Origin of the sequence: uncultured Frigoribacterium sp., assembly GCF_963515265.1 — a bacterium.
Classification (GTDB): domain Bacteria; phylum Actinomycetota; class Actinomycetes; order Actinomycetales; family Microbacteriaceae; genus Frigoribacterium.
In genome coordinates, this window is sequence record NZ_CAUPYL010000048.1 from 1 (window position 1) to 14,610 (window position 14,610).

At 70.8% G+C, this 14,610-nt stretch carries 11 protein-coding genes; 2 read left to right on the forward strand and 9 right to left on the reverse strand.

The window, feature by feature from the left end:
• The coding region (gene efeB / locus RWM17_RS06385) for an iron uptake transporter deferrochelatase/peroxidase subunit (RefSeq protein ID WP_314102177.1) at nt 1-1,186 on the forward strand (1,186 nt) is incomplete at its 5' end.
• Between the two features lie 78 nt (nt 1,187-1,264).
• Here the strand turns inward: efeB and RWM17_RS06390 are convergent.
• The 6 genes from RWM17_RS06390 to RWM17_RS06415 form a co-directional block, all read right to left on the reverse strand.
• Nucleotides 1,265-1,783: a hypothetical protein gene (locus RWM17_RS06390; protein ID WP_314102178.1), complete on the reverse strand. Its 519-nt coding sequence runs from the start codon at nt 1,781-1,783 to the stop codon at nt 1,265-1,267.
• 191 nt (nt 1,784-1,974) lie between these two features.
• A complete protein-coding gene (typA, locus tag RWM17_RS06395) occupies nt 1,975-3,885 on the reverse strand; it encodes a translational GTPase TypA (RefSeq protein ID WP_123548121.1) in 1,911 nt (636 codons plus the stop codon).
• Nucleotides 3,886-4,052: 167 nt separating this feature from the next.
• Nucleotides 4,053-5,810: an ABC transporter ATP-binding protein gene (locus RWM17_RS06400; RefSeq protein ID WP_314102179.1), complete on the reverse strand. Its 1,758-nt coding sequence runs from the start codon at nt 5,808-5,810 to the stop codon at nt 4,053-4,055.
• Complete coding sequence (locus RWM17_RS06405; protein WP_314102180.1) at nt 5,807-6,763, reverse strand: ABC transporter permease; 957 nt, start codon at nt 6,761-6,763, stop codon at nt 5,807-5,809. The genes RWM17_RS06400 and RWM17_RS06405 overlap by 4 nt, the downstream gene beginning before the upstream one ends.
• A complete protein-coding gene (locus tag RWM17_RS06410; RefSeq protein ID WP_314102181.1) occupies nt 6,753-7,682 on the reverse strand; it encodes an ABC transporter permease in 930 nt (309 codons plus the stop codon). The genes RWM17_RS06405 and RWM17_RS06410 overlap by 11 nt, the downstream gene beginning before the upstream one ends.
• 143 nt (nt 7,683-7,825) lie before the next feature.
• Nucleotides 7,826-9,448, reverse strand: a complete 1,623-nt coding sequence (locus RWM17_RS06415) for an ABC transporter substrate-binding protein (protein ID WP_314102182.1) — start codon at nt 9,446-9,448, stop codon at nt 7,826-7,828.
• Nucleotides 9,449-9,827: 379 nt separating this feature from the next.
• Between RWM17_RS06415 and RWM17_RS06420 the strand changes: the two genes are divergently transcribed.
• Nucleotides 9,828-10,559 carry a CPBP family intramembrane glutamic endopeptidase gene (locus RWM17_RS06420; RefSeq protein WP_314102186.1) on the forward strand — a complete coding sequence of 244 codons (732 nt, stop codon included), beginning with the start codon at nt 9,828-9,830 and terminating at the stop codon, nt 10,557-10,559.
• 338 nt (nt 10,560-10,897) lie between these two features.
• Here the strand turns inward: RWM17_RS06420 and gcvP are convergent, their stop codons facing one another.
• The 3 genes from gcvP to RWM17_RS06435 form a co-directional block, all read right to left on the reverse strand.
• Nucleotides 10,898-13,849 (reverse strand): aminomethyl-transferring glycine dehydrogenase, encoded by a 2,952-nt coding sequence (gcvP, locus tag RWM17_RS06425; RefSeq protein ID WP_314102183.1) that lies wholly within the window; start codon nt 13,847-13,849, stop codon nt 10,898-10,900.
• Nucleotides 13,846-14,223, reverse strand: coding sequence for a glycine cleavage system protein GcvH (gcvH, locus tag RWM17_RS06430; protein WP_314102184.1), 378 nt, complete (start codon nt 14,221-14,223; stop codon nt 13,846-13,848). The genes gcvP and gcvH overlap by 4 nt, the downstream gene beginning before the upstream one ends.
• Nucleotides 14,224-14,311: 88 nt before the next feature.
• On the reverse strand, nt 14,312-14,610 hold a 299-nt coding region (locus tag RWM17_RS06435), incomplete at its 5' end, for a glycine cleavage T C-terminal barrel domain-containing protein (RefSeq protein ID WP_314102185.1).

Here is a 14,610-nt window from a genome sequence, read left to right on the forward strand (position 1 = left end):
CGACCGGGCCCTGCAGGCGCACGCGCAGGGCACCTCCGGCGCCGCGGCCCGCTACCCCTTCGCCGGCCGCCACCAGTCGGGCATCACGACCGCGGCCCAGGACCGGCTGCACTTCGCCTCGTTCGACATGGCCGCCGGCACCACGCGGCGGGACCTCGTCGAGCTGCTGCAGGACTGGAGCGCCGCCGCCGCCCGCCTGACGCAGGGCCTCGACGTCAGCGAGGCGGGGGCGACCGGAGGCTCGCCCCTCGCACCGCCGGACGACACCGGGGAGGCGACAGGGCTGCCCGCCGCCGGGCTCACGATCACGATCGGCTTCGGCCCCACGCTCTTCACGGACGCGACCGGGGCCGACCGCTACGGCATCGCCTCCCGGAGGCCCGCCGCGCTCGTCGACCTGCCGCACTTCTCCGGCGACCAGCTCGAGGAGGCGCTGACCGGCGGGGACCTGTGCGTCCAGGCCTGCAGCGACGACCCGCAGGTCGCCGTGCACGCCGTCCGGAACCTGTCGCGCATCGCCTTCGGCCGGGCCTCGCTGCGCTGGTCGCAGCTCGGCTTCGGCCGCACCTCGTCGACGACCCGCGGCCAGTCGACGCCCCGCAACCTGTTCGGCTTCAAGGACGGCACCGCGAACCTGCGCGCGGAGGACGGCGCGGCCGTCGAGCAGGGCGTCTGGGCCGCCGGAAGCGACGGCGCCGGCTGGATGGACGGCGGCTCGTACCTCGTCGCCCGCAAGATCCGCATGACCATCGAGACCTGGGACCACGCCTCGCTCGCCGAGCAGCAGACGGTCGTCGGCCGCGACAAGGGCGAGGGCGCGCCGCTGTCGGGCGGCTCGGAGTTCACGGCCCCCGACTTCTCGGCCGTGTCGGCGGACGGCTCAGGCCCCGCCATCGCCGTGGACTCGCACGTGGCGCTCGCCCACCCCGACCAGAACGACGGGGCGACCCTGCTGCGCCGTGGCTACAACTTCGTCGACGGCAACGACTCGCTCGGGCGGCTCGACGCCGGGCTCTTCTTCATCGCGTTCCAGCGGGACCCTCGACGCCAGTACGTGCCGATCCAGACGGCGCTCGCGCGGAACGACCGGATGAACGAGTACCTGAAGCACGTCGGCTCGGGCATCTTCGCCGTGCCGCCGGGGGCGAGCCAGGGCGGCTGGGTCGGCGAGTCCCTGCTGGGCTGAGGCGCGCCTCCTGCGGGAGGGCCCGGACGACCGCCCCGCAGGGCCTGGTCGACGCCTCGACCGGACAGGCGCGCCGAGCTAGAGGGGCGTGACGACGTAGGTCGCGACGACGGCACCGTCCGAGGACTGCGTCGTGAGCGTCAGCAGCACACGGTACGTCGCCCCGGTGAACGTGCCGAGGGCGGTGTCGCCGTCGACGTTCACCCCGCTCGCCGTGTAGCCGGCGCCCTCGAGCTGGGTCTGGGCCGTGGCGAAGTCGTCGAGGCTTGCGACGGTGAGCTGGGCGACCCAGCCCGTGCCCTCGGGGCCCGCTCCCCCGCCGCGGACCGTGCCGTCGAGCAGGGGCACGTCGGCCGGGAACGACTCGGGCAGGGTGCCGTCGGTCGACACGCTCGCGCCGCCGAGCACGTCGCCCACCGTGTCCTCGACGGTGCCGCGCACGCTCTCGACGCCCTGGTCGACCGCGCTGCCCACGATGTTGTCGACCATCGAGCCCTCGCCGCACGCGGTCAGGCCGACGACGACCCCGCCGGCCAGCAGCAGGGCGGAGACGGAGCGGACGAGACGGGTGCGGGGAGTGCGGGTCAGCGTGGTCACGGCGACGACCGTAGCGCGCGCCGCTGTGCGGAGCCGTGGAACGTGCGGCCCCTGCACCACCACGAGGACCGAGGCGTGGCACCGGGGCTCGGGACGAGAACGGGGGCCGGGCAGACAGCGAAGGAGGCGTCCCGCACTGCTGCGGGGCGCCTCCTCCGTGACCTGGCCGGGTCGTCCTGACCGGGTGCTGGTTACGCGTTCTGCTTCTTGAGGCGAGCCGTGCTGCGCTGGCGGGCGCTGGCGTCGAGCTCGACCTTGCGGATGCGGATGGCGTCGGGGGTGACCTCGACGCACTCGTCGTCACCGGCGAACTCGAGCGCCTCCTCGAGCGACAACACCTTGGAGGGGGTCATCGACTCGAAGTTGTCGGCCGTCGACTGACGCATGTTGGTCAGCTTCTTCTCCTTGGTGATGTTGACGTCCATGTCGTCGGCGCGCGAGTTCTCGCCCACGACCATGCCCTCGTAGACCTCTTCGGTCGGCTGCACGAAGAACGTCATGCGCTCCTGCAGGTTGATGATCGCGAAGGGCGTGACGACGCCGGAGCGGTCGGCGATGATCGAGCCGTTGGTGCGGGTCGAGATCTCGCCGGCCCAGGGGCCGTAGCCGTGGCTGATGCCGTTGGCGATGCCGGTGCCGCGCGTGTCGGTGAGGAACTGCGTGCGGAAGCCGATCAGGCCGCGCGACGGGACGATGAACTCCATGCGGACCCAGCCCGAGCCGTGGTTCGCCATGTTCTCCATGCGGCCCTTGCGGGCGGCCATCAGCTGCGTGATCGCGCCGAGCCACTCGTCGGGCACGTCGATCGTCATGTGCTCGAACGGCTCCTGGAGCTTGCCGTTCTCGTCGCGGCGGGTGACGACCTGGGGCTTGCCGACGGTGAGCTCGAAGCCCTCGCGACGCATCTGCTCGACGAGGATGGCCAGCGCGAGCTCGCCGCGGCCCTGGACCTCCCACGCGTCGGGGCGTCCGATGTCGACGACCTTGAGCGAGACGTTCCCGATCAGCTCGCGGTCGAGGCGGTCCTTGACCATGCGGGCGGTCAGCTTGTGCCCCTTGACCTTGCCGATGATGGGCGACGTGTTGGTGCCGATCGTCATCGAGATGGCGGGGTCGTCGACCGTGATGGTCGGGAGCGGCCGCACGTCGTCGGGGTCGGAGAGGGTCTCACCGATCGTGATCGTGTCGAAGCCGGCGACCGCGACGATGTCGCCGGGGCCCGCGCTCTCGGCCGGGTAGCGGCTGAGGGCCTTGGTGATGAGCAGCTCGGTGATGCGGGCGTTCGCGACGGTGCCGTCGGCCTTGACCCAGGCGACGGTCTGGCCCTTCTTCAGGGTGCCGTGGAACACGCGGAGGAGCGCGAGACGGCCGAGGAACGGCGAGGCGTCGAGGTTGGTGACGTGCGCCTGCAGCGGGTGCTCGTCGTCGTAGGTCGGCGCGGGCACGTGCGTGAGGATCGCGTCGAACAGCGGCTCGAGGTCGTCGTTGTCGGGCAGCGAGCCGTCGGCGGGCTTGTTGACGGACGCGGCGCCGTTGCGGCCGGACGCGTAGACGACGGGCACGTTGAGGATGGCGTCGAGGTCGAGGTCGTCGACCTCTTCGCTCAGGTCGCTGGCGAGGCCGAGGAGCAGGTCCTGGCTCTCGGCGACGACCTCGTCGATGCGCGCGTCGGGACGGTCGGTCTTGTTGACCAGCAGGATGACGGGGAGCTTGGCCGCGAGGGCCTTGCGGAGCACGAAGCGCGTCTGGGGCAGGGGGCCCTCGGACGCGTCGACCAGCAGGACGACGCCGTCGACCATGGACAGGCCGCGCTCGACCTCGCCGCCGAAGTCGGCGTGGCCCGGGGTGTCGATCACGTTGATGGTGATCGGGCCGTCGGTCGCGTGGGCACCGTTGTAGAGCACCGCGGTGTTCTTCGCGAGGATCGTGATGCCCTTCTCGCGCTCGAGCTCGTTCGAGTCCATCATGCGGTCTTCGGTGTCGAAGTGCGCGTCGAACGAGTTCGTCTGCTTGAGCATGGCGTCGACGAGGGTCGTCTTGCCGTGGTCGACGTGGGCCACGATCGCCACGTTGCGCAGGTCGCTGCGGATGGCAGTCGCCATGGATGAATTCCTTACGAGAAGAGTCAGGGGGAGGTGGTCGGGACGGGGCCCGGCGGGAACAGTCTACGGCACGTGGTAAAGGGCCCTCCCCCGCGCTCTCGGCACGGTCGGAGGGCCCCTCCACAGGCGGGCTGATCGATGCGTCAGCCTCTCAGGGCGTCAGCCGCTCAGCGGCCGAACTCGAACTGCGCACCCGGGATGGCTTCGAGCAGCTCGCGGGTGTACTGCTGCGACGGGTTCGCGAAGATCTCGTCGGTGGTGCCCGACTCGACGATGCGCCCCTTCTGCATGACGCAGACGTTGTCGGCGATGAGCCGGACGACCGCGAGGTCGTGCGTGATGAAGAGGTACGTCAGGCCCAGCTCGGTCTGCAGGTCGGTGAGCAGGTCGAGCACCTGACCCTGCACGAGCACGTCGAGGGCCGAGACGGCCTCGTCGAGCACGATCACGTCGGGCTTGAGCGCGAGCGCCCTGGCCACGGCGATGCGCTGACGCTGACCGCCCGAGAGCTCGCCCGGGTAGCGGTTGACCATCGACACGGGAAGCGACACCTGGTTCAGCAGCTCGTGCACTCGGGCCTGGCGGCTCTTGTGGTCGCCGATGCCGTGCGTGACGAGCGGCTCGGCGATCGTGTTGCCGACGCTGTACATCGGGTCGAGCGAGCCGTACGGGTCCTGGAAGACCGGCTGCACGCGGCGACGGAACCCGAAGAGCTCCGAGCCCTTCAGCGCCCCGACGCTCTGGCCGTCGATCGCCACGGTGCCCGAGGTGATGCCCTCGAGCTGCAGCACCAGCTTGGCCACGGTCGACTTGCCCGAGCCCGACTCGCCGACGAGAGCCGTCGTCGTGCCGCGCGGGATCGAGAACGACACGTCGTCGACGGCCCGCAGCTCGGTGGTCTTGAAGCCGCCCTGACGGATCGCGTAGACCTTCGACAGGTTCTCGACCTTGATGAACTCGGCGTTCGTGCGGCCGAGCTCTTCGCGCTGACGGGCACGGGCGATCAGGTCCATGTCGTCCGCGCCCTCGTCGCTGACCTCGCCCGCGTGGCTGTGCGTGGGCTCGATCGTCGACTGGATGCGCCGGCTGGCGAGGCTGGGCGCCGCCGCCACGAGACGCTTCGTGTACGGGTGCTGGGGGTTGGCCAGGATCTCCTTCGAGGGACCGGACTCGACCACGCGGCCCTTGTACATGACCACGAGCTTCTCGGCGCGCTCGGCGGCGAGGCCGAGGTCGTGCGTGATGAAGAGCACCGAGGTGCCGTAGTCGCGCGTCAGCGTCTCGAGGTGGTCGAGGATGCGCCGCTGCACGGTCACGTCGAGGGCCGAGGTCGGCTCGTCGGCGATCAGCAGCTTCGGGTGCGACGAGAGGCCGATCCCGATCAGCACGCGCTGGCGCATGCCGCCCGAGAACTGGTGCGGGAACTGCTTGAGGCGCTGGTCGGCGTCGCCGAGCCCTGCCTCCTGCAGCACCTCGATCGCTCGCTGCCGCACCGCCTGCTTGCCGGTGGCGACGCCGTTCGCGCGGATCGCCTCCTCGACCTGGAAGCCGATGCTCCACACGGGGTTGAGGTTCGACATCGGGTCCTGCGGGACGTAGCCGATGTCGCGGCCGCGGATCGCCTGCATCTCGGCCGCCGAGGCCTTCGTCAGGTCCTTGCCCTCGAAGAGGATCTGACCGCCCGTGACCTCGCCGGTGCCCGGCAACAGGTCGATGATCGAGGTCGCGGTGGTCGACTTGCCCGAGCCGGACTCGCCCACGATGGCGAGGCGCTCGCCCGGCATCATGGTGAAGTCCACGCCGCGGACGGCGTCGACGTAGCCCGACTGGGTGCGGAACCCGATCTTCAGGCCCTTGATCTCGAGCAGGGGGGTCGCGCCGGAGGCGGTGGTCGCCTGCGCGGGTCGGGTGGAGGTGTCGCTCATCGACGGGCCCTCGCCTTCGGGTCGAGGGCGTCGCGCACGACGTCGCCCATCATCAGGAACGACAGCACCGTCACGCTCAGCGCGGCGGCCGGCCAGATCAGCGGCATCGGGGCGACCCGCAGGGACGACCGGGCGGCGTCGATGTCGTTGCCCCAGGACATGACGCCGCTGGGGAGGCCGATGCCGAGGAACGACAGCGTGGCCTCGGCCACGATGAACGTGCCGAGCGACACGGTCGCGACGACGATCACCGGGGTGATCGCGTTCGGCACGACGTGGCGCAGGAGGATGCGGAACCGCGAGACGCCGAGCGCCGTCGACGCCATCACGTAGTCGCTGCTCTTCGCGCCGAGCACCGAGCCGCGCATGATGCGCGCGATCTGCGGCCAGGCGAAGAGCGACAGCACGAGGGCGACGGTCAGCGGCGTGCGCGAGGGCAGCACCGACATGAGCACGATCGCGCCCAGCACGGTGGGGATGGCGAAGAAGATGTCGCCGATGCGCGAGACGATCGCGTCGAGCCAGCCGCCGTAGTAGCCGGCGAGGGAGCCGATCACGATGCCGACGATCGTCACGATGACCGTGGCGAGGAGGCCGACGGTCAGGGAGGCGCGGGTGCCGTAGATCACCCGGGCGTAGACGTCGAGGCCCTGCAGGGTGAAGCCCATCGGGTGACCGGCCTCGGGGCCGCCGTTGCTCGAGCGGAGGTTCGCGCCCGACGTGGGCGACGTCGACGTGAACAGCTGCGGGAAGACCGCGACGACGATGACGAGCAGGATGAGCACCGCGGAGATCCAGAACAGCGGGCGGGTCTTCATCGCGTCCCACGCGTCGTTCCAGCTCGAGCGGGGCTTCTCCGACTCGTCGACGGCGTCGACCGCCTTCAGCGGCGTGTCCTCGATCGGCGCGACGTAGTGGTCGGGCGAGAGGCCGGGGGTCGAGTTACTTGGCATAGCGGATCCTCGGGTCGAGAACGGCGTAGAGCAGGTCCACGAGCAGGTTGGCCAGCATGAAGATGATGACCATCACGGCGACGAACGACACGACGGTCGGCCCCTCGCCGAGCTGGATGGCGCGGTAGACCGTGCCTCCGACGCCCTGGATGTTGAAGATGCCCTCGGTGACGATCGCGCCGACCATCAGCGAGCCGATGTCGACGCCCAGGTAGGTGATGACCGGCACCAGCGAGTTGCGCAGGATGTGCACGCCCACGACTCGGCGGCGCGACAGGCCCTTGGCCGTCGCCGTGCGGACGAAGTCGGCGCTCATGTTCTCGGACACGGAGGCGCGGGTGAGCCTCACGATGTAGGCGAACGACACCGACGCCAGCACGATGGCGGGCAGGACGAGCTCGTTCCACGGCGCCTGCGAGCTCACGGTCGTCCGGAACAGGCCGAGCTGGATTCCGAACACGTACTGCAGCACGAAGCCGATGACGAACGTCGGCACCGAGATGAGCAGCAGGGACACGACCAGCGCGCTGTTGTCGAAGATCTTGCCCTTGCGCAGACCGGCGACGAGGCCGACCAGGATGCCGGCGACGGCCTCGAAGAGGAGGGCGAGCATCGCGAGGCGGAAGGTGATCGGGAACGCGCGGACCAGTTCGTCGATGACCGGACGACCGGAGAAGGTCGTGCCGAGGTCACCCGTGAACAGCCCGCCGATGTAGAGCAGGTACTGCACGATGAACGGCTGGTCGAGGTTGTACTGGGCGCGAATGGCCTCGATGACCGCCGGGCTCGGCTGCTTCTCGCCGAAGAGCGCCGCCACGGGGTCGCCCGGCAGGGCGAAGACCATGAAGTAGATGAGGAACGTCGCCCCGAAGAAGACGGGGATCAGCTGGAGGAGGCGCCGGCCGGTGTACCAGAGCATCAGGCCGCCTCGGATTTCTGCGCGTGCATGGATGTCGCAATCGTGTGGAGGAAGAGGTGGACGCCCTTCGGGGGGCCCGGGACAGGATGACCTGCCCGGACCCCCCGGGGACGAGGAGAGAGGCTACGCCGCTCTCGGTGCGACTAGTTCTTGGTGACCTCGTAGAAGAGGGGCACCGAGTTCCAGCCGAACTCCACGTTGCTGACCGTGTCGGCCCAGACGCCGGTGACGTTCGAGTACCAGAGCGGGACGACGGGCAGGTCCTGGAAGAGGACCTCCTGTGCCTTCTGGAAGTCGGCGGTCGCGTCGTCGGCCGAGGTCGCCCCGGCGCCCTCGGACAGCAGGCCGTCGAACTCGGTGCTGGTGTAGCGGCCGTAGTTCGAGCCGGCACCGGTCTGGTACAGCGGCGAGAGGAAGTTGTACAGCGACGGGTAGTCGGCCTGCCATCCGGAGCGGAAGGCGCCGGTCATGGCGTCGTTGTCCTCGTCGTCGAGCAGCTCGGCGAAGGTCGGGTAGGACTGACCCTCGGCCTTGATGCCCAGCGTGTCGGAGATGCTGTTCGTCGCGGCGTCGACCCAGTTCTGGTGGCCGCCGTCGGCGTTGTAGGCGAGGGTGAACGTCGTGTCGCCGTAGGGCGAGATGGCGTCGGCCTCGGCCCACAGCTCCTTGGCCTTGTCCGCGTCGTACGAGAGCACGTCGGAGCCCTCGAGGTCGTCCGAGTAGCCGTCGATGACCGGGGACGTGAAGTCCTTGGCCGGCGTGCGGGTGCCCTGGAAGATGACGTCGGTGATGTCGTCGCGGTTGATCGAGAGCGAGATGGCCTGGCGGCGCAGCTTGCCCTCCTCCGTCGTGCCGTCGAAGTGCTCGAGGTACTGCGGGATGGTGAACGACTGGAAGATCGCCGCGGGCTGGTTGACGTAACGGTCCGCGAAGTCGCTCTGGTAGGAGGCGAACTGGGCGTCCGGGACCTGGTCGAGGATGTCGAGGTTGCCCGACAGTGCGTCGGCGTACGCCGCGTCCTGCGTGGTGTAGAACGTGATCGTCAGACCGCCGTTGACGGGCTTGCGCGGGCCGTCGTAGTCGGGGTTGGTGACGAGCTTGATGTCCTGGTTGTGCGTCCAGGCGCCTTCGCTCTCGAGCTTGTACGGGCCGTTGCCGACGGGGTTCTCGCCGAACGCGTCGACGTCGTCGTAGAACGACTCGGGCAGCGGCGAGAAGGCCGAGTAGCCGAGACGGAGGGGCCAGTCAGCGGCGGGCGCGGACAGCTCGACCGTGAACTCGGTGTCGCTGACGACCTCGAGCTGGAGGTCGCTGTCGGCCTCGGCGTCGTAGCCGGCGATGTTGTCGAAGAAGTACGAGGCGCTCTGGGCGTTGGAGACCTGAGCGGCCCAGTTCCAGGCCTTCGTGAACGACTCGGACGTGACCGGGGTGCCGTCGGTGAAGGTCTGGCCGTCCTTGAGCGTGATGGTCCAGAGCTGGTTGTCTTCCGACTCGATCGACTCGGCCGCGTCCATCTCGGACTCGCCGTCGGCGTTGTACGAGACGAGGCCCGCGAACACGGAGTCGATGATCTTGCCGCCGCCGACCTCGGTGGTGTTCGAGGGGACGAGCGGGTTCTGAGGCTCGTTGCCGTTGGTGGTGATGATGGCGCTGGAGTCGCCCGAGCCGCTGTCGCCCGAGTCCCCACCGCTGGCGCAGCCCGTGAGGACGAGTGCTGCCGTCCCCACGACGGCGATGGCCCCGAGGCCCATGCGCGTCTTCTTCAATGTTCCTCCTGATGCGGGAAAGGACGCAGCGGGGCCCCCATGAGCCTCGCCGCGTTGGATGCAGTCACCCTAAGCACCGGGCTCAGCCATCTCCAAACCCCTGGGGGAACGGTTACACGACGGAAACCAACTCGCCGGATCTTTGCGTCAGTGGGTGATCTGTTGCGCCGCGACTGCGAAGAGCGCAAGGATCCGCTGCGAGAAATCAGACAGCTGCCGGGTATCATCCGCGGCCGGCCGGAGCGTCCCGTACGATCGGCGCGTGAGCGACAGAGACGACACGCTACCGGCAACGCCGGGGCCGAGGCCACGCGACGGGACGGCCGGGCTTCTCGAGACGGGGCCGGGTCGACCTGGCAGGGCGCGCCTCCGCGCCGAGATCGCGATCGTGCTCGGGCTCTCGCTCGGCGCCTCCGCGGTCTACTCCGTGCTGTCGATCGCCAACCGGCTGACCCGCGACGAGTCGCTGTCGCAGCAGACGGCGACGCTCAACTCGTCGCTCAGCGACCGTCCGGTCTTCGACCTGATCTACCAGCTGGTCGGCATCGCCGTCGACCTCGTGCCCGTCGCGCTCGTGGCCTACCTGCTCTGGAACGAGGCCCGCCCGCACCTCAGACGGCTCGGGGTCGACTTCTCCCGTGCCGGCCGCGACGTGCTCGGCGGCGCGGGCCTGGCCCTCGCCATCGGCATCCCGGGGATCGGGCTCTACCTCGTCGGCAAGGCCCTCGACCTGACCGTCACCGTCGTCCCGACCGACCTCGCCGCACAGTGGTGGACCGTGCCCGTGCTGCTGCTCTCGGCGCTGCGGGCCGGCGTGACGGAGGAGGTCATCGTCGTCGCGTACCTCTTCGCCCGGCTGCGCGACCTCGGCTGGCGCACCTGGCCGATCATCGTCGCCGCCGCCCTGCTTCGCGGCAGCTACCACCTGTACCAGGGCTTCGGGGCCTTCGTCGGCAACGTCGTGATGGGACTCGTCTTCGGCTGGCTCTACACGCGGACCGGCCGGGTGCTCCCGCTGGTCGTCGCGCACCTCCTGATGGACGCTGCCGTGTTCGTCGGCTACCCGTGGGCGGCGACGACCTTCCCGGCCGCCTTCGGCCTGCCTGGCTGACCCGAGGAGGCGACGGGCCGGACGCGAGGCGTGGCCTCCCCCGGCCACGCCGACGCCGATCTGCGCTGACTTGCCGCCCCGGACATCGGCGCCCCTTGACACCCGTCCGGGGGGAGCGTGTCATGGTCTCGAGGGTCGAACGGACTCGACAACTCCACACGCACCTCCTCGACCGTCCCCCCGGGTGTCATCCGGGACGGCCCCCGTCACGCCGGCGCCGTCCGCGCCGCTCAGGGGCCGGCACCCGCGGGGACAAGGAGGGAGCCGCCCGGGTCGCCGACGGGATCAGCGACCGGGCGGCTCCCTGCGTCACGGCTCGACGTGCGGAGCGGGCCGGCTCAGGCGAAGGCCTCGACCGGCGGGCAGGCGCAGAACAGGTTGCGGTCGCCCCAAGCCTGGTCGATGCGGCGGACCGGCGGCCAGTACTTGCCGCGCACCAGGGTGCGGACCGGGTACACGGCCTCGTCGCGGCTGTACTCGCGGGTCCACTCGCCGGAGATGACCGACTCGGCCGTGTGGGGCGCGCCCCGCAGGGGGCTCGACTCGGCGGTGAAGCGGCCCGACGCCACGTCGGCGGCCTCGCCGGCGATGGCGATCATCGCGTCGACGAAGCGGTCGATCTCGGCGAGGTCCTCGCTCTCGGTCGGCTCGACCATCAGCGTGCCGGCGACCGGGAACGACATCGTCGGCGAGTGGAACCCGTAGTCGATGAGGCGCTTGGCCACGTCGTCGACGGTCACGCCCGTGGCGTCGCGGAGCGGTCGCAGGTCGAGGATGCACTCGTGTGCGACGAGCCCGTTCTCTCCCGCGTACAGCACCGGGAAGTGGTCGCGCAGCCGCGCCGCCACGTAGTTCGCCGAGAGCACGGCGGCGCCGGTCGCCGCGGCCAGCCCCTCGGTGCCCATCATGCGGACGTACGCCCAGCTGATCGGCAGGATGCTCGGCGACCCGTAGGGGGCGCTCGACACGGGGACGCCCGCGTGGGCGAGCCGCTCGCCGGCCCCGGCGGGCTCGGCACCCGTGCGACGGTCGGCCTGCTGCGCCAGGGGGTGGCCGGGCAGGTACGGGGCGAGGTGGGCCTTGGCCGCCACGGGCCCGACACCGGGACCGCCGCCCCCGTGCGGGATGCAGAACGTCTTGTGCAGGTTCAGGTGCGAGACGTCGCCGCCGAAGTCGCCGAACCGGGCGAAGCCGAGCAGCGCGTTGAGGTTCGCGCCGTCGACGTACACCTGGCCGCCGGCCGCGTGCACCGCGTCGGTGACCTCGCGGATGTCGTGCTCGTAGACGCCGTGCGTCGACGGGTACGTGATCATCAGCGCCGCGAGCTCGTCACGGTGCTGCTCGACCTTGGCACGCAGGTCGCCGAGGTCGACGTCGCCCTGCTCGTTGCAGGCCACGACGACCACGCGGAGCCCGGCGAGCACGGCGCTGGCCGCGTTCGTGCCGTGCGCGCTCTGCGGGATGAGGCACACGGTGCGGGCCGTGTCGCCGGCGGCGAGGTGGAAGCCGCGGATCGCGAGCAGGCCGGCGAGCTCGCCCTGGCTGCCGGCGTTCGGCTGCAGCGAGACGGTGTCGTAGCCGGTGACCTCGGCCAGCCAGCCCTCGAGCTGGCCGATCATCTCGAGGTAGCCCTCGACGTCGGAGGCCGGCGCGAACGGGTGCACGGCCGCGAACTCGGGCCACGTCACGGCCGCCATCTCGGTCGCGGCGTTGAGCTTCATCGTGCAGCTGCCGAGCGGGATCATGCCGCGGTCGAGCGCGTAGTCCTTGTCGGCGAGGTGCTTGAGGTAGCGCATCATGCTGGTCTCGCTGCGGTGCGTGCGGAAGACCGGGTGCGTCAGGAAGTCGGAGGTGCGGCGGAGGCCCTCCGGCAGCACCGCGTCGCGCTCGTCGCGCGCCTCGCCGCCGCCTGCGGGCGACGCCGCGGGCAGGGCGACCCCGAGCACGTCGGCGACGACCTCGAGGTCGTCGCGCGTCGTGGTCTCGTCGAGCGACAGACGGACGCAGTCGGAGTCGACGGCCCAGAGCAGGTAGCCGCGAGCGTGCGCGGCGGCGACGATCTCGTCAGCCCGGCCGGGCACGAAGACCTGGAGGGTGTCGAAGAACACGTCGCTCTCGAGCTCGAGGTCGCTCGCGCGCACGGCGGCCGCGAGGTCGGCAGCGTGCGCGTGGACGCGCGACGCGATGTGCCGGAGCCCCCACGGGCCGTGGTAGACGGCGTACATCGAGGCCATCACGGCGAGCAGCACCTGGGCGGTGCAGATGTTCGACGTCGCCTTCTCGCGGCGGATGTGCTGCTCGCGGGTCTGCAGGCTGAGCCGGTAGGCCGGGTGGCCCTCGACGTCCTGCGAGACGCCGACGAGACGACCGGGCAGCTGACGCTCGAGCCCGGTGCGGACGGCCATGTAGCCGGCGTGCGGGCCGCCGAAGCCCATGGGCACGCCGAAGCGCTGGCTCGTGCCGACGGCGACGTCGGCCCCGAACTCGCCGGGCGGGCGGAGCAGGGTCATCGCGAGCAGGTCGGCGGCGACGACCGCGAGGCCGCCGGCGGCGTGGACGGCGGCGACGACCGCCTCCGGGTCCCAGACGCAGCCGGAGGCGCCGGGGTACTGCACGAACACGCCGAAGGCGTCGGGGATCTCGGCCGGGTCGACGCTGGAGAGCTCGAGCTCGACGAGCTCGATGCCCACGGCCTCGGCGCGCCCGGCGAGCAGCGCCTTCGTCTGCGGCAGTGCGTCGGAGTCGACGACGAACACGTCGGTGCGCGCCTTCGAGGCACGACGGGCGAGCAGCATGCCCTCGACGACGGCGGTGCCCTCGTCGAGCATCGACGCGTTGGCCGTGGTGAGGCCGGTCAGCTCGGACACCATCGTCTGGAAGTTGATGAGCGCCTCGAGCCGGCCCTGCGAGATCTCGGGCTGGTACGGCGTGTAGGCCGTGTACCAGCTGGGGTTCTCGAGCACGTTGCGCTGGATCACGGCCGGCGTGACGGTGTCGTAGTAGCCGAGGCCGATCATGCTGCGCGAGGGGCGGCCGCGGTCGGCGAGCGCCCGGAGCTCGGCGAGCGCCTCCTTCTCGCCGATCGGCGCCGGCAGCACCGAGGCGTCGACGGGCTCGGCGTGGATGCTGTCCGGCACGGCGGCACGGACGAGCGAGTCGACGCTGTCGTGGCCGAGCAGCTCGAGCATGGCCGCCTGGTCGGCGGCGGTGGTGCCGACGTGGCGGTCGACGAAGCCGGTGGCGGCCCGGTCGGACCAGTCGCCGAAGACGGACCCCTGCGCGTCGCTCATTCGGCGGTGAGGGCGACGTACTCGTCGCGCGAGAGGAGGGACAGGCCGTCGGTGCTCGACAGGGCGATCTTGATCAGCCAGCCCTCGCCGAACGGGTCGCTGTTGACGAGGTCGGGGCTGTCGACGACGGCCTGGTTGGCCTCGAGCACGGTCCCGAGCGCGGGGGCGTAGAGCTCGCCGACCGACTTGGTCGACTCGATCTCGCCGACGACCTTGCCGGTCTCGACCTCGGTGCCCTCGGCAGGCAGGTCGACGTAGACGACGTCGCCGAGCTTCTCGGCGGCGTAGTCGGTGATGCCGACGGTCGCGGTGTCGCCGTCGATGAGCAGCCACTCGTGCTCGGAGGTGTACTGCAGGGCGGTGAGATCGGTCATGGCCGGTCCTTTCGAGGAGGCAGGGGCGCCGAGGAGGCGGGGGCTGGGGCGGGGGGAAGGGTCGAGGAGGCGGGCGTGCGGGAGCAGGTCAGCCGCGCTTGTAGAACGGCAGCGACACGACGGCAGCGGGGATCGCGGTGCCGCGGACGTCCACGGCCAGCGCCGGACCGCGGTCGACGACCTCGGGGTCGACGAACGCCATGGCGACGGGGTGCCCGAGGGTCGGCGAGAGGGCACCGCTCGTGACCTCGCCGACGACGGTGCCGTCGTCGGTGACGACCGCGTAGCCGGCCCGCGCGGCGCGGCGGCCCTCGAGCGTCAGGCCGACGAGCACGCGAGCGGCGGGGGCGGGCTCGACGCCCGCCTTGCCCACGAACTCCTTCGACG